Source organism: Vibrio sp. MED222 (assembly GCF_000153005.1).
Taxonomy (GTDB): Bacteria; Pseudomonadota; Gammaproteobacteria; order Enterobacterales; family Vibrionaceae; genus Vibrio; species Vibrio tasmaniensis_A.
Window position 1 is genome coordinate 24,469 of sequence record NZ_CH902613.1, and the last position, 23,606, is coordinate 48,074.

The following is a 23,606-nucleotide window of genomic DNA, read 5'->3' on the forward strand; positions in this document are numbered from 1 at the left end:
ATTTTGGAGTGTTTCTGCAGCGGAGCAGTAGTATATCTAAATAATAAGCATAAAGTAGAATACATGGACAAAATAACCCAAAAAACTGACAAAATACTCACTAGCGGTCATTTGGCAAAATAAAAAGGCCGCCAATGGCGACCTTTTGTTTGTTTTGTAGATGGAATCACTAATTAACCAGTGTTTCGCATACCTGCTGCAATACCTGCAATCGTCACCATTAGCGCTTCTTCTAGCTCTGCTGGTGGTGTTTCACACTTACGAGTACGGTAAAGCAGTTCCGCTTGAAGCATGTTTAGTGGCTCAACATAGATGTTACGTAGACGAATTGACTCAAGTCCCCAAGGGTCGCTTTGCATCAAGTTCTCGTTATTTTCTACATTCAGCACCGCTTTGATGTCTTTTTGCAGCTGTTCACGCAGTAACTCACCCAGAGGTAATAGCTCTTCGTCAACAAGTCGCTGGTCGTAGTACTTAGCTATTTCCATGTTGCACTTCGAGTACACCATTTCCAACATACCTAGACGAGTCGAGAAGAATGGCCATTCACGACACATCTCTTCAAGTAGCGCTTGATGGCCTTGATCGACAGAGTATTGAATCGCTTCACCAGCGCCTAACCATGCAGGAAGTACCAAACGGTTTTGGCTCCATGAGAAGATCCATGGGATCGCACGTAGGCTTTCTACGCCGCCGTTCGGGTTACGTTTCGCAGGACGAGAACCAAGAGGTAACTTGCCTAACTCTAGCTCTGGCGTCGCTTGGCGGAAGTAAGGAACAAACTTCTCTTCACCACGAACGACGTTGCGGTAAGCTTCGCAAGATACTTCAGACAGCACTTCCATTAGGTCGCGCCATTCTTGTTTTGGCTCTGGTGGTGGCAGAAGGTTCGCTTCTAGAATCGCACTTGCGTATAGGTTGAAGCTATTAACTGCAACATCTGGCAAGCCAAGTTTAAAGCGGATCATTTCGCCTTGTTCAGTTACACGTAAGCCGCCTTTCAAGCTTTTAGGTGGCTGAGAAAGAAGAGCCGCGTGCGCTGGCGCACCACCACGACCAACCGTACCACCACGACCGTGGAATAGAGTCAGTTCAATGCCTTCTTCTTCACAAGCCTTAACTAGCTTGTCCATTGCATCGTATTGCGCCCAGCCTGCAGACATTACACCGGCATCTTTAGCTGAGTCAGAATATCCGATCATCACCATTTGGTGGTTCTGGATAAAGCCACGGTATAAATCGATGCTCATTAGCTGTTTCATTACGGCTTCTGAGTTGTTCAAGTCGTCTAGCGTTTCGAACAATGGACATACGTCCATGCGGTACGGGCAACCACATTCTTGTAGAAGCAAATGTACAGCCAATACATCCGAGGCAGTACGAGCCATAGAGATCACGTAAGCACCAAAGGCTTCACGAGGTTGAGCAGCAACGACCTTACAGGTGTCTAAAACCTCTTTGACCTGCTCAGATGGCTCCCAGTCGCGTGGTAACAGTGGGCGCTTTGAGCTTAATTCATTGGTTAAGAAAGCAACCTTATCTTGCTCGCTCCATTGGTCGTAATCACCAATGCCTAGGTAGCGAGTCAATTCAGATAGCACATCTGAGTGACGAGTACTTTCTTGACGAACATCGAGACGAACCAAATGCACGCCGAATGCTTTTAGGCGGCGTAGCGTATCAAGTAGAGAACCGTCCGCGATTACGCCCATGCCACATTCGTGCAGTGATTGGTAACATGCGTAAAGTGGTGTCCAAAGTTGGTCTATGTTCTGTAGAGTTTCTTTCTTCGGTACTTCTGCGTCGTGCAGTTTTGCATCAAGCACTTCTAGCGTGTTGTTGAGCAGAGTACGTAGGCTCTTCAGGATTGCACGGTAAGCTTCGTGCTCATCGCCAGCCAATTCACGAACGGCATCATTACACTTGGTCATCGACAGTTCGGTAATCAACTCGTTCACGTCACCTAGGTATAGATCAGCGGCTTTCCAGCGAGACAGACGCAGTACTTCTTTAGTGATGGTGTGCGTTACGAATGGGTTACCATCGCGGTCACCACCCATCCAAGATGAGAAATGAACAGGGCGCGCATCAATTGGCAGGCCTTCACCAAGGTAACCTTTTAATCGACCATCCATTTCACGTAGGAAATCAGGCACAGCTTCCCAAAGTGAGTTTTCGACAACCGCAAAGCCCCACTTAGCTTCATCAAGTGGCGTTGGGCGCTGCTGACGAATTACATCAGAGTGCCAACCTTGAGCGATCAGTTGCTCTAGGCGGCGTTCGGTTTTCACGCGCTCTTTGTGTGATAGGTCGCTTAATTCTAATTTAGACAGACACTCGTTGATCTTTACCAGCTTGTTGATCATGGTGCGACGAGTGATTTCTGTTGGGTGTGCAGTCAGAACGAGTTCAATGTTCAGGTCGCGAACGGCTTGAGCCGCGTCTAGCTTGCTGATGTCATTCTGATTTAATTTGGAAAATAGAGATTGCAGCACATCTGGTTCACAAACATGCTCCTCACAGTGGCGAGAGATCGTATGGTATTGCTCTGCCATGTTGGTGAGGTTGAGAAATTGGTTAAATGCACGAGCAACAGGAGTGAGTTGTTCGTTCGGCAGGTTTTTGATTTCTTCAACTAGGCTGTCACGGTCAGCTTTGTTGCCTGCGCGGGCGGATTTGGAAAGTTTACGGATAGTCTCCACTTTCTCTAAGATAACGTCACCATGTGCATCTTGGATTGTGTTACCTAGCAAGCGTCCCAGCATGCTTACGTTACTCTTGAGAGCGGCGTATTTCTCGTTCATTGTCATCCTGCCTCGTAAAAAAATTACATCCATTGTTCCTTGTTAAGTACACAATCTAGCGAAAAGTGCTGTATCTAGTCAAATAAAGCATTCTAAGTTTGCAATTATTAGGTTTAAAAATGCAGGAGAAGTAAATTTTTCAAAACTTAGGGAAAAAGTGAAATTTAATTACAAGATCGGGCTGTGTCAGGGATAACAGAATAAAAGCCACCTTTTCGGGTGGCTTTTATACGAAAATATCGGAAGGAAAGTAATAACTAGAAACAATATTTACGGATCGATTTACTCAGAACATCAATTGTAGGGTCAATAAAATCGAAGCTTAAGAACTCATCCGGTTGGTGAGCTTGGTCGATTGAGCCTGGGCCTAACACTAAGGTTGGACATAACTCCTGAAGGAAAGGTGCTTCAGTACAATAGTTCACAGTTTGAGATTCGGTTTCACACACCGATTCCATGCCACCGATAAATGGATGATCGTGCTGACACTCGTAACCCGGAATCGGCTCATGCAGGGGAGTAATCTCAATCCTGCCCGGCCATTTTGCTTCTACTTCCTTGAGCGCGCTGCGCAGCATGTTATCCAAACCATCTAAGCTGATGCCCGGTAAAGGACGAACGTCGTAGTGTAATTCACAACAACCACAGATTCGGTTAGCGCTATCTCCTCCGTGAATATGCCCAAGATTTAGAGTAGGGCTTGGTATCGCGAAGCCCGGGTGATGGTACTCCTTGACTAACTTGTCACGCAACTGCATTAAAGCAAATAACACTTCATGCATGATCTCGATGGCGTTAACGCCTAAAGCTGGATCTGAAGAGTGACCTGATTTACCCGTTACTCGTACTGCGTTGGCGACATGGCCTTTATGACCACGAATCGGCACTAGGCTGGTTGGCTCACCAATAATGCAGTAGTCCGGTTTAAACGGCGCATTTTCAGTGAAATGACGTGCACCTAGCATAGTGGTTTCTTCGTCACACGTTGCTAAAACATAAAGTGGCTTGGTTTGCTTGCTCCAATCCATTTTCTTCGCAGCTTCATAAACGAAGGCAAAAAAGCCTTTCATATCGGCGGTGCCTAATCCGTAGAAGCGGTTGTTGTGTTCTGTCAATGCGTGAGGGTCGAAGTTCCAACGCCCTTCATCGAATGGCACGGTATCGCTGTGTCCTGCAAGCAATAAGCCCCCTTCGCCAGAACCCATCTTTGCGACCATATTATGCTTGCCGGGTTCGACTTCCACGACCTCAACGCTAAAGCCTACGTCTTTAAACCATTGAGCCATTTTTTCGATCACTTTCTCGTTGCCATGATCCCAGCTTGGATCTGTTGAGCTAATGGAGTCGGTGGAAATTAGGCCTTTATAGACCTCAAGGAAACTCGGTAATTGCATAATATCTTCACTTCTACTATTGACAGGAAAACCATAAGTCGGTAAAACACATATTAAATCATATTTAATGCATAAGAAATCAAATATAGCTAAAAATTAAGTATGAATAGTCAAATTTGAAATGTAACTTACCTCAAGAATGGATGTGTTGAGATGTTGAAAACCACGATCATTGGTGCAAGCGGCTATACAGGAGCAGAACTGGCTCTAATGATAAACAGACACCCTGAGCTCACGCTATCAGGTTTATATGTCTCAGCCAATAGTGTAGATGCGGGCAAACCTATCGCTGCACTGCACGGTAAGTTAGCTGGCCTGATTGATATGCCAGTACAACCTTTAACAAATCCGGAAGAAGTGGCTAAACAGTCTGATGTGATTTTTCTAGCAACGGCACACGAAGTCAGTCACGACCTAGCGCCCATTTTTCTAGAGAACGATTGCCAAGTTTTCGACCTATCGGGTGCATTCAGAGTTAAAGGTGAAAACTTCTATCAAGAGTTTTACGGTTTTGAACATCAACACGAACAATGGCTAGACAAAGCGGCTTACGGTTTAGCGGAATGGAACGAACAAGAAATAAAAGAAGCTCAGCTTGTTGCGGTAGCGGGTTGTTACCCAACGGTATCACAACTGGCGATTAAGCCTTTGGTTGAAGCCAAGTTACTTGATGAGAACCAATGGCCAGTGATTAACGCAACCAGCGGTGTAACTGGTGCAGGCCGCAAGGCGACCATGGTTAACAGCTTCTGCGAAGTGAGCCTGCAAGCTTATGGCGTCTTCAATCACCGTCATCAACCTGAAATGGTCGCACATTTAGGATGTGATGTGATTTTCACCCCGCACCTCGGCAACTTTAAGCGTGGCATTTTAGCGACCATTACCATGAAACTGGCTGACGGTGTGACAGAACAACAGATACAAGATGCCTTCGAGCAAGCTTATCAAGGTAAGCCAGCCGTGAGATTGCTCGAAGAGACATTGCCAAGAATTCAAGATGTAGAACAGACACCTTTCTGCGATTTAGGCTGGAAGGTACAAGGTCAGCACATCATCGTTGTTTCGGCGATTGATAACTTATTAAAGGGTGCATCTAGCCAAGCGATGCAGTGTTTAAATTTACGTTATGGTTTTGCGCCATTAACTGCGTTAGTGTAAGGGAATCTAGATATGAGCCTTAATAATCAACCATTAATCATAAAGTTAGGTGGCGCTGCGCTATCTTGTGGTGAAACACTTAGCAAGTTATTTGGTGCGATTTCAGCTTACCAACAACAGGCACAGCGACCAATCGTGATTGTTCACGGCGGTGGTTACCTTGTTGATGATTTGATGAATAAGTTGAACCTCGAAACCGTTAAGAAAGAGGGGCTTCGTGTTACTCCTTATGATCAGATCCCTGTTATCGCTGGCGCGCTAGCGGGCACGGCTAACAAACTACTTCAAGGTCAGGCGATTAAAGACGGTATCAATGCCGTTGGTTTGAGCCTTGCAGATGGTGGTTTATGCAAAGTGAGCGAACTGAACCCTGAACTGGGCGCGGTAGGTAAAGCGGAGCCGGGCGACTCAACCGTCCTGCAAGCGATTCTTAATGCGGGCGCACTGCCAATCATTAGCTCAATTGGTCTGACTGAGCAAGGCCAACTGATGAACGTTAATGCCGACCAAGCTGCGGTTGCCGTTGCAGGCGCGCTTGATGCTGAACTGGTACTGCTTTCTGATGTAAGTGGTGTGTTGGATGGCAAAGGTCACCTGATTCCAAGCCTTAATCAACAACAAGCTGATGACCTTATTACAGGCAAAGTGATTACCGATGGCATGATCGTGAAAGTACAAGCTGCACTAGAAGCCGCTAATGACCTTGGACGACCAATCGAGGTTGCCACTTGGCGATACCCAGAAAAACTGACACAACTTTTTGCAGGTAAAAGCATAGGAACGCAGTTTTTACCTCAGTAGACCTCACAACGAGTCACTACTTAAAGAATTTAGACAAATAAATTTAACACATAATAATGAAGTCATTTCCAACGCTGACCGCCATGTGCAGTATGGAAACTAGGAGAAAGAAAATGAGCAAAGTTAACGTAAAGAAAGTTGTAGTAGCCTACTCTGGCGGTCTAGACACATCAGTAATCATTCCATGGTTGAAAGAGAACTATGATTGCGAAGTTATCGCATTTGTTGCAGATGTAGGCCAAGGCGATGAAGAGCTGATTGGTATTGAAGAGAAAGCAAAAGCATCTGGTGCTTCTGAGTGTTACATCGCTGACCTTAAAGAAGAGATGGTGGCAGATTACATCTACCCAACGCTGAAAACGGGCGCTTACTACGAAGGTAAATACCTACTAGGTACTTCAATGGCTCGTCCAATTATCGCGAAAGCTCAGGTTGAGGTTGCACGTAAAGTCGGTGCAGACGCACTGTGTCACGGCTGCACAGGTAAGGGGAACGACCAAGTTCGTTTTGAAGGCGCATTTGCTGCTCTCGCACCAGACTTACACGTAATTGCACCATGGCGTGAATGGGATCTAGTGAGCCGTGAAGAGTGTCTAGATTACTTAGCTGAACGTAACATCCCTTGTACGGCTTCTCTTACTAAGATCTACTCGCGTGATGCAAACGCATGGCATATATCTACAGAGGGCGGCGTGCTAGAAAATACATGGAACGCACCGGATGAAGATTGCTGGGCTTGGACTGTAGACCCAGAGCAAGCGCCAAACGAATCTGAAACTGTGACGCTTAAAGTTGAAAAAGGTGAAGTGGTAGCGGTTGATGGCGAAACAATGACGCCATACAACGCACTGGTTTACCTAAATGAGAAGGGTGCGAAGCACGGTGTTGGTCGTATCGATATCGTAGAAAACCGTCTTGTTGGCATGAAGTCTCGTGGTTGTTACGAAACTCCAGGTGGCACAATCATGATGGAAGCACTGCGTGCAGTAGAGCAACTGGTTCTTGATAAAGCGGCATTCGAATTCCGTGAAGAGCTAGGTGTTAAAGCTTCTCACCTTGTATACGACGGTCGTTGGTTCACTCCGCTATGTAAGTCAATTCTTGCGGCAACAGATGAACTAGCACAAGACGTAAATGGTGAAGTGGTTATCAAACTTTACAAAGGCCATGCAACGGTGACTCAGAAGCGTTCTGACAACAGCCTGTACTCAGAAGAGTTTGCAACCTTTGGTGAAGATGAAGTTTACGACCAAAGCCACGCTGAAGGCTTTATCCGTCTTTACTCGCTATCAAGCCGTATCCGTGCTCTGAATAGTCAAAAGTAATCCTAACCATGAGTTAGTAAGCTAGCCTTTTACGAATAACGGAAGGTTAGCAAATAGACATTATTATGCAAAGCCCATCCACTATTGACTAGTGAATGGGCTTTTTTCTATCTATTAGTCTAATAAATCAGCTTCGGTTTTTATCATTGAATGGCATATAATTCGCGAATCACGCTGAAAATAAATAGTGGATTAAATCATTGATGAATAAATATGTGAAAATAATGAATTAATACTTTATTTTCATTTTGAATTGCCGTAAGTTTAAACCATCAGAAAAATACTGAATTTTAATCAGAATTATCATTTGCAAAAACAGTGAGCACTGTGCAATTAGGAGATACACAATGGCATTATGGGGCGGTAGATTTACCCAAGCAGCAGACACCCGGTTTAAAGATTTTAACGATTCTCTTCGTTTTGATTACCGATTGGCTGAGCAAGACATTGTGGGCTCAATTGCCTGGTCTAAAGCTCTACTGTCGGTCAACGTATTAACAGAAGAAGAGCAACAGAAGCTTGAGTTAGCGTTGAATGAGCTAAAACTTGAGGTGATGGAAGATCCTGAACAGATTCTACGTTCTGATGCAGAAGATATTCACAGCTGGGTCGAGCAACAACTTATCGGCAAAGTCGGTGACTTGGGCAAAAAACTTCACACTGGCCGTTCTCGTAATGACCAAGTGGCCACAGACCTTAAACTATGGTGTCGTCAGCAAGGTAACCAACTGCTACTTGCATTGGATCGCCTACAAAGCCAAATGGTGAACGTCGCTTCTCAGCATCAAGAAACCGTACTTCCTGGCTACACTCACTTACAACGTGCTCAGCCGGTAACTTTTGCTCACTGGTGCTTGGCTTACGTTGAAATGCTTGAGCGTGATTATTCTCGTTTGAATGATGCGATTAAGCGTCTAGATACATGTCCGCTGGGTTCTGGTGCCCTTGCTGGAACTGCTTACCCGATGGACCGTGAAGAGTTAGCTCACAACTTAGGTTTCCATCGTGCAACGCGTAACTCTCTAGATTCAGTATCTGACCGTGATCATGTGATGGAGCTGATGTCGATTGCATCTATTTCTATGCTTCACCTTTCGCGTCTTGCAGAAGATATGATTTTCTACAACTCGGGTGAATCGAACTTCATCGAGTTAGCAGATACCGTGACATCAGGTTCATCTCTGATGCCACAAAAGAAAAACCCAGATGCGCTAGAGCTTATCCGTGGCAAAACTGGCCGTGTATACGGTTCATTAGCCGCAATGATGATGACAGTGAAAGCTCTGCCTTTGGCGTACAACAAAGACATGCAAGAAGATAAAGAAGGTCTGTTCGACGCTTTAGATACTTGGAATGATTGTATGGAAATGGCTGCTCTTTGTTTTGACGGCATTAAAGTGAACGGCGAACGTACACTTGAAGCAGCAAAACAAGGTTACGCGAACTCAACAGAACTGGCTGATTACTTAGTAGCGAAAGGCATTCCTTTCCGTGAAGCTCACCACATTGTTGGTGTAACAGTCGTCGCAGCTATTGCTAAAGGCTGCGCATTAGAAGAGTTAACCATCGCAGAGATGAAAGAGTTCTCTGAGGTGATTGAAGAGGATGTGTATGACATCCTGACCATTGAATCGTGTCTTGAAAAACGTAGTGCGCTAGGCGGTGTATCACCACAACAAGTGGCTTACGCGGTTGACCAAGCAGAGAAGCGTTTATCACAGCGTGATACTTCTATCGTTAAGGTTCGTTCTGCTCGTCTGACCGATATTGAAGCGTTGGAAGGCATGGTGGCCTACTGGGCGAATATGGGTGAAAACCTGCCTCGTTCTCGTAATGAACTGGTGCGTGATATTGGTTCGTTTGCCGTCGCAGAGCATCATGGAGAGGTGACAGGTTGTGCATCACTTTATGTGTATGACTCTGGCTTAGCGGAAATCCGTTCGTTAGGTGTTGAAGCTGGTTGGCAAGGCCAAGGGCAGGGCACCGCGATTGTGCAGCACTTGGTTGATAAAGCGCGACAAATGGCGATCAAGAAGGTGTTTGTGCTGACTCGTACCCCAGAGTTCTTTATGAAGCATGACTTTTTACCGACATCAAAATCTCTGTTGCCTGAGAAGGTACTGAAAGATTGTGATCAGTGTCCTCGCCAACATGCATGTGATGAAGTGGCGTTGGAAGTGAATTTGGTTGAACAGATCATCGCAAAGGTGAATGTTGCATAAGGCATTGATTTTATGGCACCTAAAAAAAGATCAAAAATCTGATCTTTTTTGGGAACAAACTAAGAAAAGTCCGGTCTATTAAAGTACCACTGCTTTTTCTTAGAATTTTCTAAGAAAGCCCTAGAATCGATTGGTTCTGGGGCTTTTTTCTATCTGCTGTTTGGGAAATGAGGGTAGGTCGTTAAATCAAAGCACTATCGGGTCATTGAATCGAACATCTAGCCATTATCGTTTATCTAATCAAGTCTTTCTGCTAACGCTTCTTTTCCCTTAAAGGCAGCACGAAAAATTTCATTATCCAATGCAACCACAACAACCCACTGAACGTGAAAGCGGCCATCATCAACGCGATGGCATTGATGGTTTTTGGGTCTTCTTTGAAAAATAACCACCACGCTCCCCAACTTAAAATCGACAACACCATCAGTTGGTTCATACAACGTTGGCAGCGGCCGAGTTTGTTACGGATTTTTTCACTTTTATTGCAATGAATGCATGTCATCTTAGGTTTGATTCGCGTTATGCTTGTTGCCTTGATAATAACACGTCACAAGATATTGGATCACGGTGACACAGAGAGAGAAAGTCGATGATTGAGCGCCAAGAAACCAAACAACGCATGAGCCGTATTGTTAAACACAACGGCACTATCTACCTATGTGGCCAGGTGTGTGCTGATGCAACTAAAGACATCACAGAACAAACACAAACGATGCTAGATAAAGTGGAAGCCCTACTTGAGCAAGCGGGCAGCGATAAAGAGCACATGCTGTCAGCAACGATTTACTTGAAAGACATGAAAGACTTCCAAGAAATGAACGCAGTATGGGATGCATGGGTACCTGAAGGCCACGCTCCAGCTCGCGCATGTGTGACTGGCGACATGGCTCGTGAAGCGCTACTTGTTGAGATCTCTGTGATTGCCGCTGAGAAGTAATGGCTTAAAGCTTTTAGTGACGCAATGGCTTCAAGAGATTCCAGATACCTCGTCCCTCGGTTTTGAAATGACGAGTTTAACTTTAGATTAGCTGATGCGTTTAGCCAAAACAAAAAGGAAAGCCAATGGCTTTCCTTTTTAGTATCTAGCGTTTGTTAACTGACTAACGATAGTCTGAGATTAACAGCCCGGACCACAATCCAGACAGTGTTTCACCATCTCTGGACCTAGGTGCAGTTTCGCATTGAGGTCACGTAGTGCAGTTCGTACACCTTCTTCGATTACTGGGTGGTAGAACGGCATGTCTAGCATTTCAGAAACCGTCATCTTGTTCTGGTGTGCCCATGCTAACAAGTGCGCCAAGTGTTCTGCGTTTGGTCCCATCATTTCAGCACCAAGGAAACGGCCTGTACCTTGCTCGCCGTAAACGTGCAGAATACCTTTGTTGCGTAGCATCACTCGTGAACGACCTTGGTTCTCGAAAGACACTTCACCCGTTGCGAAACAGCCACATGTGCCTAGGCGGGTGGTGATCTCTTTGTACGTTTCACCAACCATCGCGATTTGCGGGTCAGAGAATACCGCCGAGATTTTAGAGCGGCGTAAGCCTGCACGAATCTCAGGGAAACGACCTGCGTTGTCACCGGCAATACGCGCTTGGTCTGCTGCTTCATGCAGTAGAGGCAGTTGGTTACTCGCATCACCAGCGATAAATACTGATGGTAGCGATGTTTGTAGCGTGTAGTGGTCTGCAACTGGCACACCACGTTCATCAAGTTCTAGAGAGGTATTTTCTAGGCCAAGCTTATCAGTGTTAGGGCGACGGCCTGTAGCTGCCAGTACGTATTCAACGATGTTAGTTTCTAATTCACCTTGCTTATTGATGAACTGGATTTCGACGCGAGCTTCACCCGATTCTGTGGTAATGCGTTTCATGCTTTCGATTTTCACGTCGGCATCTAGGTAGAACTCTTCATTGAAGGCTTTGTCTGCGTAAGCCATGATCTCTGGGTCGGTTACTGGGCCAACTTGACCACCTAAACCGAACAGTTTTGTTTTCACACCCAAGCGGTGTAGTGATTGACCAAGCTCTAGGCCAATAACGCCCGGGCCAAATACCGCCACTGATTCTGGTAAATCATCCCAGCTGAATACGTCATCATTAATGATCAGACGGTCACCAAGTTCATTCCAAACTGCAGGGTATGCAGGGCGAGAACCTGTTGCGATAACAATACGCTTAGCCGTCACAACTGTGTGGTCATCGATTTGTAGCGTGTTGTCATCTAAGAACTTTGCGTAGCCAGAGATCTTGTCTTGCTCTGGGATTTCATCAACACCTTCTAAAACAAAACCAACAAAACGGTCACGTTCAAACTTCACTCGGTCCATCACTTCACGGCCGTTAATCACGATATCCCCTTGTGGGTGAACGCCAAAAGCCGGAGCTTTCTCAATTTGGTGTACACTTTCAGCCGCTGCAATAAGCAGTTTAGATGGCATACAACCAACACGAGCACAGGTTGTACCGTAAGGGCCGCCTTCAATCATCACAACACTGTCAGTGTGTGCTTTTGCAGCGCGGTAAGAACCTAAACCTGCCGTACCGCCCCCGATAACTGCTACATCTACATTGACTTGTTTCATAATAATTTTCTCGCAATAGCTAAATTTAGTTTGAACGAACCCCTCCAACTCTGGTGATTTTTTGAGAGTCAGGATAACGGGCAGGTTTTGTGATTCTGTTTTATTAGGTTTAGCTTGTCGCTCTGCCTTTATTGCTAACTGCTTCTTGTTACTAACTATAGGTTAGTTAAAGACGGGCGAGTCACAAGCTATATTCTTTTCCAAAGCTCAGATAAGAGTGTTTGGAATAGCTAACCCACAAGAGGGTGGGTTAGCTGATATTGCTTAGTTAACTTAACGATTAAGCTTATATCGATGGTAAGTCATTAACCTAGGAAAGCTTCAAGTTCTTCGCTACCACCGATGTGTTTGCCACCGATGAATACTTGTGGAACCGTTGTGCGACCAGAGATTGCACGTAGGCTTACTGTTGTCGCGTCTTTACCTAGTACTACTTCTTCGTAGTTCAAACCTTTGTCGATTAGGTTCTGCTTCGCTTTCATACAGAAAGGACAGCCTGGCTTAGTGAATACTGTGATTGACTCTTGCTCTTTGTGCTCAGGAGCAATGTAGTTAAGCATAGTATCTGCATCAGAAACCTTGAACGGGTCGCCTGGTACGTCTTCTTCGATGAACATTTTTTCTACCACGCCGTTTTTAACCAGCATGCTGTAGCGCCATGAACGTTTGCCGAAGCCGATGTCGTTTTTCTCAACTAGCATGCCCATACCGTCTGTGAAATCACCGTTACCATCTGGGATGAATGTGATTTTTTCAGCTTCTTGGTCTGCTTTCCAAGCGTTCATTACGAATGTGTCGTTTACTGAAACACATAGAATGTCATCAACACCGTTATCTTTGAATACAGAATGTAGCTCGTTGTAACGAGGTAGGTGGCTTGAAGAACATGTCGGTGTAAACGCACCTGGTAAGCTGAATACGATAACTGTCTTATCTTTGAATAGCTCTTCCGTCGTTACGTTAACCCATGCATCGCCTTGGCGAGTTGGGAATGTTACTTGAGGGATTGATTGACCTTCTTTAGATGCAAACATATTGATTTCCTTAAATAGTATTTTGAATTTTGTTCTATCAGAGCTTAACGTTTTTCTTTGCTCTGTTTCGTTTCGTTGAGCCCATTATTAGACAAATCCTTTGATAGCTCTAATCGTTTGATGTTATGGTTTTGATAGGTAAATTCTATCAAGAGCATTTTTCTTTTAAATGTTTCTATTAGAACCCTTGTTCTTATTAAAACCTGAGGTAAGAGACTGATCATGAACATTCGTGACTTTGAATACTTGGTGGCGCTCGCAGAGCATAAACACTTCCGAAAAGCGGCAGAAGCGTGCTTTGTCAGTCAGCCGACACTAAGCGGTCAAATACGCAAACTAGAAGATGAAATTGGACTTCAGTTAACCGAGCGTAGTCCAAGGAAGGTAATATTTACAGAATCAGGGTTACAACTTGTTGAACAAGCCAAGCGTATTCTCAATGAAGTGAAAACTTTTAAAGATATGGCGAGTGGACACGGTGAAGCGATGACGGGGCCGATGCACATTGGTTTTATTCCGACCGTTGGCCCTTATATTTTACCTAAGATCATTCCTCATCTTAAAGATAGCTTTCCCGATCTTGAGCTTTACCTGCATGAAGCGCAGACCCATCAGCTAGTGAGTCAACTTGAAGATGGCAAGCTTGATTGTTTGGTATTGGCTGCAGTTGATGAAACGGCGGCGTTCAAAGAGATTGATGTGTATAACGAACCGTTAAGCGTCGCAGTACCGTGTGATCATGAGTGGGCTAAGCAAGACACTGTTGATATGCTGCAGTTAAATGGACAAACCGTACTTGCACTGGGCGATGGCCACTGCTTGCGAGACCAAGCCTTAGGCTTCTGTTTTGCTGCGGGTGCAAAAGATGATGAGCGCTTTAAAGCGACCAGCTTAGAAACGCTGCGTAACATGGTGGCGGCAGGGGCAGGTATTACCTTGCTTCCTCAGCTATCGGTACCGAAGGAAAAACAGAAAGATGGTGTGTGTTACGTTCCAGCGGTGAACCCAACACCTTCACGTCGCATTGTTGTTGCCTACCGACCGGGCTCTCCGTTAAAGGGGCGCTTTGAGCAATTGGCTGAGGCTATCCGAACTCAATTAGATAAAGCTGTTTAGTAATTTAAATCGTAGATAGCTCTGATTATAGACACAAAAAAAGGGTTGATATGAATACATATCAACCCTTTTTGTTGGTTCATGTTACTTGGTTCAACAAACCCTAACTAGAACAGCTCTTCTACTGCTTCACCTGATGACGTTGAGTAGATGTCATCATTGAAACGTTCAGTAATGTACTCGGTTGGCTCAGTGCCTTTCTCGAAATACTCGAACATTGATGAGCTATCAAACTTGTTGGTCAGTAAGCCAGTTTCACGGTCGATACGAACGCGAACGATATTTTCTGGAAGCTCTTTACGTTGTGCCGGAACACCCGCTAACGCTGTGCCCATGAAATCAACCCATGCCGGCTCTGCTGTTTTAGCGCCCGCTTCTGCACCTGTAATTTGATTTTTACCAAGGTTAGAGTTCGCTTTGGTTCGACCTAGGTTACGGTTGTGGTTGTCAAAGCCAACCCATACCGTTGCAACCATGCCAGGGCCGTAACCGCTGTACCAAGTATCTTTCGAGTCATTGGTGGTACCGGTTTTTCCGCCAATATCGCGACGCTTCAGCGGTTGAGCACGCCAACCTGTACCATTCCAGCCTGTGCCAGCACTCCAGTCACCGCCGCCCCAGATATTGCTGTACATCATTTCACGAACAAGGAACGCGTTCTGCTCAGTGATCACTTGGGGTGCGTACTGTACTTGGGCATCCACATCTTGCTCGGCAAACTCATCAGCCATTGAATCTGAGGTCATTGGCTGTTGGCAATCGTCTTTACACACTACTTTCGGTGTCGCTTGGAATTCAGTCTCACCAAATGGTGTTTCAATGCGGCTGATGTAGAAAGGTTCAACGTAGTAGCCGCCATTAGCGAATACTGAGTAACCTTGAGCTACCTTCATTGGCGTTAAGCTACCCGCACCCAGAGCAATGGTTTCAGAGCGCGGTACTTCGTCAATATCAAAACCAAATCGAGTTAGGTAGTTACGAGTATCATCCAAGCCCACTTCGCGCAGTACACGTACTGCCATTACGTTTTTAGATTGAGCTAAGCCAATACGTAAACGAGTTGGACCCACATAGGTCGGTGGTGAGTTCTTTGGTCGCCATGCCGTGCCTTGGCTCTTATCCCATTGATTGATAGGCGCATCGTTGATCAGTGAGGCTAGCGTTAAGCCTTTCTCAATCGCTGCTGAGTAGATAAATGGTTTGATACCAGAACCCACCTGACGAATAGATTGCGTTGCACGGTTGAACTTGTTGTGTACAAAGTTAAAGCCACCCACCATTGACAATACCGCGCCGTTGTTCGGGTTCATTGCAACAAATGCGGTGTTCGCATTCGGTACTTGGCTTAGTCGCCATACAATCGGTGTTTCAGGTTCAGTTGTTGTTTCTTCGGTAGGCTCTTCAGATACTTCATCGCCTGTTACTGCTTCATGGCGAACCCAAATTTGCTCACCCACAGCCAAAATCTCTTTCGCTTGAGAAGGCGCTGGACCTTGGCGGTTGTCCGTTAGGAATTTACGCGCCCAATTCATGCCTTGCCACTCGATAGTGCCTTCACCTTGGTTCTTAACCCAAACTTGAGCGCTTTTCGAATCAACAGCGGTTACAACTGCTGGTACTAAGTCACCATAGGTTGGTTGAGATTTAAGGTGCTTAACGATTTGTTCATGATCCCAAGCTGATTGCGCCGTTTGCCATAATACTTTTTCAGCACCACGGTAACCGTGACGCTCATCGTAGCCGAGTAGGTTCTTAATCGCGGCTTGGTTCGCTGCTTTTTGCAGTTTTGAATCAACGGTCGTGTAAACCTTCATGCCTGATGTGTAAGCGGCTTCACCATAGCGTTCAACCATCCAAGCTCGTGCAACTTCTGCTACATACGGCGCGCTCAGTTCAATCTCGGCACCGTGATATTTCGAGATAAGTTCTTCACTGCGAGCGTCATCGTACTCTGATTGAGTGATGTATTTTTCGTCTAGCATACGACGTAACACCACGTTACGACGGTTGGTCGCACGCTCAACAGAATAAATAGGGTTCATAGTTGAAGGTGCTTTGGGCATGCCCGCAAGCGTTGCCAATTCACTTAAAGTGAGTTCAGGAAGATCCTTACCAAAATAAACACGCGCTGCTGCGCCGAAACCATATGAACGGTGACCAAGGAAGATCTTGTTTACGTAAAGCTCCATGATTTCTTCTTTACTCAGAAGTTGCTCTATGTGGATCGCAATGAAGATCTCTTTGATTTTACGCATGATCTTTTTCTCATTAGATAAGAAGAAGTTACGCGCAAGCTGCTGAGTAATGGTACTTGCCCCTTGTTTGGCTGAACCGGACATAGCAACCACGAGTGCTGCTCGAGTGATACCAATTGGATCAATACCAGGGTGCTCGTAGAAGCGGCTATCTTCGGTAGCAATCAAAGCTTCAACTAGGTGGCGAGGAATCTCGTCATAAGTCACGGGATTACGACGCTTTTCACCAAATTGAGAGATCAATTTACCGTCTTGACTGAAGACTTGCATTGGCGTTTGGAGTTCTACGTCACGCAAAGTGGCAACATCAGGTAACTCTGGTTTTACGTAATAGTAAAACCCGAAAATTGTACTGACTCCAAGAATCATGCAAATCAATGTAAATATGAATAATCGCTTTATGAACTTCACCGGATAATCCCTGATTAGTTAAGGCTGATAAGCAGCAAACCCTTGTACTCTAGGTTAAAAACTTAGCTTTCGTTTATTAACGCTTATTTAACTAATAATCACAACCCCTAGATAATCAACGAAATGCTTGGCACTTCAGGAGCTAGGTCACATGGGTTCATCATTAATTACAGGTATAGATATAAATCATCACAGCATCAAAGCCGTGGTACTAAAACCCGTGGGGGAGTTGTATGCCCTAGTGGGATACAAAGAGCTGCCGATTTCGGACGACATTTTTACAGCTAACCATACTTTGGAGTATCAGAAAACTGTTAAGAAACTTAAAGAACTTAGGAAAGGACTGCCTTTTGGCTGTCGCAACGTCGCCATTTCGGTACCCGATAACACGGTGATCAGCAAAGTACTGCAAATAGAGAGTGACTTAGAAGACAGAGAAAAGGAGTTTTCTATCTATCAAACCTTTGCTCATCAATCTCCCTTTCCTATCGAGGAGCTGAGTTTAGATTTTGTAAAGCTGGAAGACAAACGATTTGGTAAAGGATCGACAAGTAGCTATCAGATATATGCGACTCGTAAGGAAGTTGTAGACAGTCGAGCGGATGCTTTAAATAAAGCCGGATTTAAACCTGTTGTCATCGACACCCAAGCACATGGTCTGCTCAATATTTGGCAGTTGGCTTCACGCCTTTATCCTGAAAAAAGTAACTGGTTGCTGGTGGACGTGGGAGTTGACCAAACGTCGTTAGGCATTATCCCGCAGGATTCAGCACCTTTCTATAAAGACATCGCCTTTGGTACTCAAGATCTTCGCGGCACTGACAGCCCGAGTTATACAGAAGGTGTGTTCGGCAACGCAGAGGAGACACATCGGTTTATTGTCAATTTGGCTGAAAAGCTTAAGCGACAGTTGCAACTCTATTCCTCAGTGAATGCACTTGAGCCGATATCCGGGATCTGGCTGATGGGCGAAGGGGCCAGCATTCCGATGGTAGTTGAAGATCTAGAGCGCCATTTTCAGATGAGTTGTGAATCGCTCAATCCTTTATCGTTATTTGAGAATAAGGTGTCGAAGCGGCACCGATTGCCTGTGGACTGGCAACTGTTTGGGATTGCCGCGGGTATGGCGATGAGTGGACTCAAGTGGCAGGGAGAAAAGCATGTTGCATCAAATTAATCTACTGCCGTGGCGTGATGAGATTCGCGCTCAACACAAGAAGCGCTTTATCCACCTAGTCATTCTTGGCGTCATCATTGCACTTACAGGGCAATGGGCGGTTGGTCACTATTTTCAGGTTCAACAAGCCAAACAGCAAGCTCGCCTCAATTATCTTAATCAATACATTGCCGAGCTCGACCGACAAATTCAATCGTTAAAAGTTGCAGAACAAGAACACAAAGCCATTCTGACTCGACTTGATGTGGTGGAATCTTTGCAGCTTGGCCGTAATAAGACCACCGACTTTATGAATCTAATGCCGGAGCTGATTCCTGAGGGCGTGTATGTCGACAAGATAAAGATGAATGGTCAGGAGATTGAGATGGCAGGTATCAGCGACAGTACGGCTCGCCTCGCCACAATGTTGGACAATCTAGAGCGTTCTGATTCTCTTAAAAGGGTCGAGATGCACTCTATTATCCATAACCGAAAGCGCTTCAATAAAGAGTTTCAGACCTTCAAGGTCTCTTTTGTGTTTAGCCCTGTTTCTTTAGAAAACACAACCGCAGAGAGCGCAACCGCGAGCAGAAAAGAGAAGGGGACAAATCATGGCTAACCTTAAAAGTAGGATTAGCTGGCAAGATCTCGATGCTGATGAGATCACCGAATGGCCGTTGTTGCCCCAACTGCTCGTTATTCTGTTGCTGATGATATTAATCCAAGGTGTTGGGACTTGGTTGTATGTACTGCCTTTAGACGATGAACTGCAGCAGATGAAGCAGCAAGAGCAGACTTTGAAAGCAACGTTAAGGATAAAAGCGAACAAGGTTGCGGCTTTGCCTAAGCTTCAGAGTCAGTTGGATGAGCTGACTAGCCGTTACGATTATCTGTTAGAGCAGCTGCCCGTGCAAAAAGAGCTCGCCAGTATGTTGGCCTCAGTGAATGAACTTGGTTTGGATAATGCGCTGACCTTTACGCGCATTGATTGGGGTCAAAAGCAGAACAAGGAATTCCTCTATCGGTTACCCCTCAATATTGAGCTAACCGGTGATTACCATGAGATTGGCGATTTCTCCGCGGCCATCGCAAAACTGCCACGCATTATTAGCTTCGATGATGTGAATTGGCAGCGAGTCAGTCAAGAAAGCAGCACGCTACATTTCAGGGTTCGAGCTTACACCTATCAGTTTAAATCGGAGGTGAATGATGAAATTCAGTAGCGTCCTTTTGTCCCTATTGTTACTGCTTGTGCTTTCAGGCTGTAAAGCCAGTCAGGATTCGTTAGAAGATTTTGTGAGGCAAGTTGAAGCTAAGGCGAGAAAAGAGGTAGAAAAACTTGTCCCAGAAACGGAGTTCTTAGCCGCAACTTATCAACGCCACGCCTTTCGCCCTCCCTTTGAACTTCCTAAAGAAGCCATGGTTCAAAATCAACCCTTGGTGAAGAAAGACTGTTGGCAGCCGAACGCTCGTTCTCGTATTGGCAAGTTAGAAAAATACCCGCTGAGTAAGCTGCGTTTAAGAGGCGTAATGGGCAGTGGAACAAGCGTTTCAGGGTTAGTACAAACCCCAAAAGGGAACGTGGTCAATGTGAAAAAAGGTCAGTTTATTGGCTTAAACAATGGTCGAGTTACTAAGGTGACGAGCCAGTATGTACAGATTAATGAAACTCTTCCAGATGGTTTAGGTTGTTGGCATAAGCGCAACGTTAGGCTCGCTCTGAAGTAAACCAATGTCACATGATGTGGATATGAGATGTAAATATGATTAAAGGAATAAGTGGATTAGTGAGCAAGGCTCTACAAGGTTTTGCTGTGTCTGTGATGTTGGTGGTTAGCGTGTTCAGCTATGCCGAGAGCTTGCCAAATCAATTGGAAAATATTGATTTTAGGGTCAACAAGGAGAAAGACGCCGTCATCATTATCGAATTGGCAACCAGCACTGCTGTGGTGGATGTTCAACGTGCTCAGGAAGGTTTAAGTATCGAGTTACTCAATACTCAGGTGAATGACGATAAGCTTTACCTCCTGGATGTGAAGGACTTCGCGACCTCAGTTGAAGGTATTGAGGTGTATAAGGAAACGCCCAGTACGCGATTGTTGGCAACGATCGCTGGTGACTATCAATATGAATACAACTTAAAAGGTCGCTTTATTGAGGTAATGATCAGTAGGCCTACTATTGATGAAGTGACAATAGAGAAAAATGTTTTAGAAAAAGAAGGCAAGGTGATATCGATTAACTTCCAAGATATCCCTGTACGTAATGTTTTGCAGCTTATTGCTGATTACAACGATTTCAATCTCGTTGTTTCTGATTCAGTCACGGGTAATCTGACTTTACGTTTAGATGGTGTGCCTTGGCAGCAAGTTCTCGACATTATCTTGCAAGTTAAGGGGTTGGATAAGCGTGTTGATGGCAACGTTATCTTGGTGGCACCTAAAGCTGAGCTCGACCTTAGAGAGCAACAAGCGCTAGAGAAATCTCGTTTGGAAGAAGAGCTAGGTGAACTCAAGTCGGAAATCATCAAGATTAACTTTGCCAAAGCCACCGACATTGCCGACATGATTGGTGGGGAAGGGGCGGTAAGCATGTTGTCCGAGCGAGGCTCGATTACCATTGATGAGCGAACTAACTCCCTGTTGATCCGTGAATTGGAAGAAAACATTGCGGTGATACGAGGTATTATTGAATCGCTAGACATTCCCGTGAAGCAAGTTCAGATAGAAGCACGTATTGTCACTGTTACTGAGGGTAATCTTGATGAACTAGGAGTGCGTTGGGGCGTTTCCTCGACCAACGGAAGCTTCAAAGTTGGCGGCTCGATAGAGGGCAACCATCCATCGCAAATTACACCGTATGACGATAATGGTGGGAATAGTGCGATTGACGATTTCCTCAACGTTAATTTAGGAGCAACTTCCCCGAGCGCGTCGAGTATTGCGTTTCAGGTAGCCAAGCTGGGTTCTGATACCTTGCTTGATCTTGAATTGTCAGCACTGCAACAAGAGTCGAAAGCAGAGATTATTTCTAGCCCACGCTTAATTACCACCAATAAAAAACCCGCTTATATTGAGCAAGGTACTGAAATCCCTTATTTAGAGTCTTCTTCAAGTGGTGCTACTTCAGTCGCATTTAAGAAAGCGGTATTGAGTCTCAAGGTGACTCCGCAGATCACACCCGACAATCGTTTGGTATTGGATTTGAGCGTGACTCAAGATAGGCCGGGGCAAGTGGTGAAAACCGGCACCGGTGAAGCTGTCGCTATTGATACGCAAAGAATTGGAACGCAAGTACTTGTTAATAATGGTGAAACGGTCGTGTTAGGTGGTATTTTTCAACACAGTGTGAGCAGCCAAGTTGATAAAGTTCCACTGTTAGGAGACCTTCCTGTTCTTGGCGCATTGTTCCGTCGTAGCTATGAAAATGTAGGCAAAAGTGAACTACTTATTTTTGTTACACCTAAAGTTGTGATTCAGTAATGAGCAATTAGATTAAAAATAAAGTTGCATTAGTGGCACCTAACCTTGATAATTTCGGGTCTTATCACGAATTATCTGTGAGGAATCGGTGCCACGGGCCTTTTAATTTCAGTACTTGTACTGACCTACCTTGTGGCGATGTCATTGAATTAACGTTGTAAATTACTGCTAAAAACATGGCTGAGAAACGCAATATTTTTCTTGTTGGCCCAATGGGCGCCGGCAAAAGTACAATTGGTAGACACCTAGCTTCCCAACTTCATATGGAGTTTCTAGACTCTGACACTGTGATCGAAGAGCGCACTGGCGCAGACATCGCATGGGTTTTTGATGTTGAGGGCGAAGATGGTTTCCGTAAGCGCGAAGAATCTGTAATCAACGATCTGACAGAAGAACAAGGTATTGTTCTTGCGACAGGTGGTGGTTCAGTGCTGAGCAAAGAAAACCGTAACCGTCTATCTGCACGAGGCATTGTTGTATACCTAGAGACAACAATTGAAAAGCAACTTGCTCGCACTAACCGCGACAAGAAACGCCCTCTACTTCAAACAGACAACCCGCGTGATGTGCTAGAAGATCTAGCTGTATCTCGCAACGCACTATACGAAGAAGTGGCGGACTACACAGTTCGTACTGACGACCAAAGTGCAAAAGTGGTAGCCAACCAGATCGTAAAAATGCTAGAAGAACGTTAAGTTCATTTTTCGGAGAGCAAACCCATGGAACGGATTACGGTCAATCTAGCTGAGCGTAGCTACCCTATCTCTATTGGCGCCGGGTTATTTGAAGACCCGGCGTACCTTTCTTTTTTATCAGGTAAGCAGAAAGTTGTTGTTATCAGTAATGTGACAGTAGCGCCTCTTTATGCTGATAAAATTTTATCGCTATTGGATCAAGTCGGCTGTCAGACATCTCTTTTAGAGTTGCCAGACGGTGAGCAATACAAAACACTTGAAACGTTCAACTCAGTGATGAGCTACATGCTTGAAGGAAATTACAGCCGCGATGTGGTGGTGATTGCTTTGGGTGGTGGTGTTATCGGTGATTTGGTCGGTTTTGCTGCCTCTTGCTACCAGCGCGGTATTGATTTCATTCAAATCCCGACGACCCTTCTTTCTCAAGTGGACTCCTCTGTGGGTGGTAAAACTGCAGTGAACCATCCCCTTGGCAAGAATATGATCGGCGCTTTTTACCAACCAAAATCTGTCATCATCGATACTAACTGCCTATCAACGCTTCCAGAGCGTGAGTTTGCAGCGGGCATGGCTGAGGTGATCAAATACGGCATCATTTACGATGAAGCCTTTTTTGGCTGGTTGGAACAGAATCTAGAGAAACTGTATCAACTTGATGAAGACGCACTGATTACCGCGATTGCTCGTTGTTGTGCAATTAAGGCTGAAGTGGTTGCTATCGATGAAAAAGAGTCAGGAATCAGAGCGTTATTGAACCTAGGTCATACATTTGGTCATGCGATTGAAGCAGAACTAGGCTATGGTAATTGGCTACATGGTGAAGCTGTGTCGTCAGGCACTGTAATGGCAGCAAAAACCGCCCAATTACAGGGACTGATTTCTCAGCAGCAACTTGAGCGAATTATTTCTATACTCAAGAATGCGAAACTACCAATCCATACGCCAGAAAGCATGTCTTTTGAAGACTTTATGAAGCACATGATGCGCGATAAAAAAGTGCTGTCTGGTCAGTTGCGTCTGGTATTACCAACAAGTATTGGTACTGCTGAAGTGGTTGCTGATGTACCTCAAGACATCATTAAACAAGCGATTGATTTCTGCCGTACTCTTTAAATTCGGTTGTGAGGTTGCCTAGCTAAACTCTAGGCAACTCAAGCGCTTTACAGATC

The 23,606-nt window shown here is 45.2% G+C and carries 20 protein-coding genes; 13 read left to right on the forward strand and 7 right to left on the reverse strand.

The features are described 5' to 3' along the window. Positions 1-173 precede the first annotated feature (173 nt). Both ppc and argE read right to left on the reverse strand, forming a co-directional pair. A complete protein-coding gene (gene ppc / locus MED222_RS01015; protein WP_170962733.1) occupies positions 174-2,810 on the reverse strand; it encodes a phosphoenolpyruvate carboxylase in 2,637 nt (878 codons plus the stop codon). 251 nt (positions 2,811-3,061) lie between these two features. Then, positions 3,062-4,198, reverse strand: coding sequence for an acetylornithine deacetylase (argE, locus tag MED222_RS01010; RefSeq protein ID WP_009848891.1), 1,137 nt, complete (start codon positions 4,196-4,198; stop codon positions 3,062-3,064). Positions 4,199-4,351: 153 nt separating this feature from the next. On the opposite strand from argE, the gene argC reads away from it, so the two are divergent. The 4 genes from argC to argH all read left to right on the forward strand — a co-directional run bounded on the left by argC (position 4,352) and on the right by argH (position 9,704). After that, positions 4,352-5,356: an N-acetyl-gamma-glutamyl-phosphate reductase gene (argC, locus tag MED222_RS01005; protein WP_009848892.1), complete on the forward strand. Its 1,005-nt coding sequence runs from the start codon at positions 4,352-4,354 to the stop codon at positions 5,354-5,356. A 12-nt stretch (positions 5,357-5,368) separates the two neighbouring features. Next, positions 5,369-6,157, forward strand: a complete 789-nt coding sequence (gene argB / locus MED222_RS01000; RefSeq protein WP_009848893.1) for an acetylglutamate kinase — start codon at positions 5,369-5,371, stop codon at positions 6,155-6,157. Between the two features lie 113 nt (positions 6,158-6,270). Then, entirely contained in the window at positions 6,271-7,482 is a 1,212-nt protein-coding gene (locus tag MED222_RS00995) for an argininosuccinate synthase (RefSeq protein ID WP_009848894.1), read from the forward strand. A gap of 347 nt (positions 7,483-7,829) precedes the next feature. Then, on the forward strand, positions 7,830-9,704 hold the full coding sequence (argH, locus tag MED222_RS00990; RefSeq protein WP_009848895.1) for an argininosuccinate lyase: 1,875 nt from the start codon (positions 7,830-7,832) through the stop codon (positions 9,702-9,704). Between the two features lie 253 nt (positions 9,705-9,957). On the opposite strand, the gene MED222_RS21635 is transcribed toward argH, so the two are convergent. Beyond that, entirely contained in the window at positions 9,958-10,206 is a 249-nt protein-coding gene (locus tag MED222_RS21635; protein WP_032555354.1) for a DUF3624 domain-containing protein, read from the reverse strand. Between the two features lie 87 nt (positions 10,207-10,293). Between MED222_RS21635 and MED222_RS00985 the strand changes: the two genes are divergently transcribed. After that, positions 10,294-10,641 carry a RidA family protein gene (locus tag MED222_RS00985; RefSeq protein WP_004729674.1) on the forward strand — a complete coding sequence of 116 codons (348 nt, stop codon included), beginning with the start codon at positions 10,294-10,296 and terminating at the stop codon, positions 10,639-10,641. A 180-nt stretch (positions 10,642-10,821) separates the two neighbouring features. Here the strand turns inward: MED222_RS00985 and MED222_RS00980 are convergent, their stop codons facing one another. From MED222_RS00980 to MED222_RS22780, 3 genes are all read right to left on the reverse strand, one after another. Next, positions 10,822-12,288 (reverse strand): dihydrolipoyl dehydrogenase, encoded by a 1,467-nt coding sequence (locus MED222_RS00980; RefSeq protein WP_009848897.1) that lies wholly within the window; start codon positions 12,286-12,288, stop codon positions 10,822-10,824. Between the two features lie 305 nt (positions 12,289-12,593). Continuing rightward, positions 12,594-13,322, reverse strand: coding sequence for a glutathione peroxidase (locus tag MED222_RS00975; protein ID WP_009848898.1), 729 nt, complete (start codon positions 13,320-13,322; stop codon positions 12,594-12,596). Positions 13,323-13,366: 44 nt separating this feature from the next. Next, positions 13,367-13,546 carry a hypothetical protein gene (locus MED222_RS22780; RefSeq protein WP_017099997.1) on the reverse strand — a complete coding sequence of 60 codons (180 nt, stop codon included), beginning with the start codon at positions 13,544-13,546 and terminating at the stop codon, positions 13,367-13,369. Here MED222_RS22780 and oxyR point away from each other — a divergent pair. Next, a complete protein-coding gene (gene oxyR / locus MED222_RS00965) occupies positions 13,545-14,438 on the forward strand; it encodes a DNA-binding transcriptional regulator OxyR (protein WP_009848900.1) in 894 nt (297 codons plus the stop codon). The two genes, MED222_RS22780 and oxyR, sit on opposite strands and share 2 nt — an antisense overlap. 107 nt (positions 14,439-14,545) lie before the next feature. On the opposite strand, the gene MED222_RS00960 is transcribed toward oxyR, so the two are convergent. Next, entirely contained in the window at positions 14,546-17,104 is a 2,559-nt protein-coding gene (locus MED222_RS00960) for a penicillin-binding protein 1A (protein WP_032555356.1), read from the reverse strand. Between the two features lie 151 nt (positions 17,105-17,255). Between MED222_RS00960 and pilM the strand changes: the two genes are divergently transcribed. The 7 genes from pilM (at position 17,256) to aroB (ending at position 23,550) form a co-directional block, all read left to right on the forward strand. Continuing rightward, entirely contained in the window at positions 17,256-18,281 is a 1,026-nt protein-coding gene (pilM, locus tag MED222_RS00955; protein WP_009848902.1) for a type IV pilus assembly protein PilM, read from the forward strand. Beyond that, complete coding sequence (locus MED222_RS00950) at positions 18,265-18,879, forward strand: PilN domain-containing protein (protein WP_009848903.1); 615 nt, start codon at positions 18,265-18,267, stop codon at positions 18,877-18,879. Before pilM ends, MED222_RS00950 begins: the two co-directional genes overlap by 17 nt. Next, positions 18,872-19,483, forward strand: a complete 612-nt coding sequence (locus tag MED222_RS00945; protein WP_009848904.1) for a type 4a pilus biogenesis protein PilO — start codon at positions 18,872-18,874, stop codon at positions 19,481-19,483. The genes MED222_RS00950 and MED222_RS00945 overlap by 8 nt, the downstream gene beginning before the upstream one ends. Continuing rightward, a complete protein-coding gene (locus MED222_RS00940; RefSeq protein WP_009848905.1) occupies positions 19,470-19,988 on the forward strand; it encodes a pilus assembly protein PilP in 519 nt (172 codons plus the stop codon). The genes MED222_RS00945 and MED222_RS00940 overlap by 14 nt, the downstream gene beginning before the upstream one ends. A gap of 35 nt (positions 19,989-20,023) precedes the next feature. After that, positions 20,024-21,742, forward strand: coding sequence for a type IV pilus secretin PilQ (locus MED222_RS00935; protein ID WP_017100004.1), 1,719 nt, complete (start codon positions 20,024-20,026; stop codon positions 21,740-21,742). A gap of 176 nt (positions 21,743-21,918) precedes the next feature. Next, complete coding sequence (gene aroK / locus MED222_RS00930) at positions 21,919-22,437, forward strand: shikimate kinase AroK (protein ID WP_009848907.1); 519 nt, start codon at positions 21,919-21,921, stop codon at positions 22,435-22,437. A gap of 24 nt (positions 22,438-22,461) precedes the next feature. Further along, a complete protein-coding gene (aroB, locus tag MED222_RS00925; RefSeq protein ID WP_009848908.1) occupies positions 22,462-23,550 on the forward strand; it encodes a 3-dehydroquinate synthase in 1,089 nt (362 codons plus the stop codon). Positions 23,551-23,606 lie beyond the last annotated feature (56 nt).

Coding starts and splice junctions, on each gene's coding strand:
- aroB (WP_009848908.1), top strand. CDS start 22,462: ATGGAACGGATTACGGTCAATCTAGCTGAGCGTAGCTACCCTATCTCT.
- MED222_RS00950 (WP_009848903.1), top strand. CDS start 18,265: ATGTTGCATCAAATTAATCTACTGCCGTGGCGTGATGAGATTCGCGCT.
- argC (WP_009848892.1), top strand. CDS start 4,352: ATGTTGAAAACCACGATCATTGGTGCAAGCGGCTATACAGGAGCAGAA.
- MED222_RS00985 (WP_004729674.1), top strand. CDS start 10,294: ATGATTGAGCGCCAAGAAACCAAACAACGCATGAGCCGTATTGTTAAA.
- argH (WP_009848895.1), top strand. CDS start 7,830: ATGGCATTATGGGGCGGTAGATTTACCCAAGCAGCAGACACCCGGTTT.
- MED222_RS00935 (WP_017100004.1), top strand. CDS start 20,024: ATGATTAAAGGAATAAGTGGATTAGTGAGCAAGGCTCTACAAGGTTTT.
- argE (WP_009848891.1), bottom strand. CDS start 4,198: ATGCAATTACCGAGTTTCCTTGAGGTCTATAAAGGCCTAATTTCCACC.
- argB (WP_009848893.1), top strand. CDS start 5,369: ATGAGCCTTAATAATCAACCATTAATCATAAAGTTAGGTGGCGCTGCG.
- MED222_RS00980 (WP_009848897.1), bottom strand. CDS start 12,288: ATGAAACAAGTCAATGTAGATGTAGCAGTTATCGGGGGCGGTACGGCA.
- MED222_RS00940 (WP_009848905.1), top strand. CDS start 19,470: ATGAAATTCAGTAGCGTCCTTTTGTCCCTATTGTTACTGCTTGTGCTT.
- pilM (WP_009848902.1), top strand. CDS start 17,256: ATGGGTTCATCATTAATTACAGGTATAGATATAAATCATCACAGCATC.
- MED222_RS21635 (WP_032555354.1), bottom strand. CDS start 10,206: ATGACATGCATTCATTGCAATAAAAGTGAAAAAATCCGTAACAAACTC.
- MED222_RS00945 (WP_009848904.1), top strand. CDS start 18,872: ATGGCTAACCTTAAAAGTAGGATTAGCTGGCAAGATCTCGATGCTGAT.
- aroK (WP_009848907.1), top strand. CDS start 21,919: ATGGCTGAGAAACGCAATATTTTTCTTGTTGGCCCAATGGGCGCCGGC.
- MED222_RS22780 (WP_017099997.1), bottom strand. CDS start 13,546: ATGATCAGTCTCTTACCTCAGGTTTTAATAAGAACAAGGGTTCTAATA.
- MED222_RS00975 (WP_009848898.1), bottom strand. CDS start 13,322: ATGTTTGCATCTAAAGAAGGTCAATCAATCCCTCAAGTAACATTCCCA.
- ppc (WP_170962733.1), bottom strand. CDS start 2,810: ATGACAATGAACGAGAAATACGCCGCTCTCAAGAGTAACGTAAGCATG.
- MED222_RS00995 (WP_009848894.1), top strand. CDS start 6,271: ATGAGCAAAGTTAACGTAAAGAAAGTTGTAGTAGCCTACTCTGGCGGT.
- oxyR (WP_009848900.1), top strand. CDS start 13,545: ATGAACATTCGTGACTTTGAATACTTGGTGGCGCTCGCAGAGCATAAA.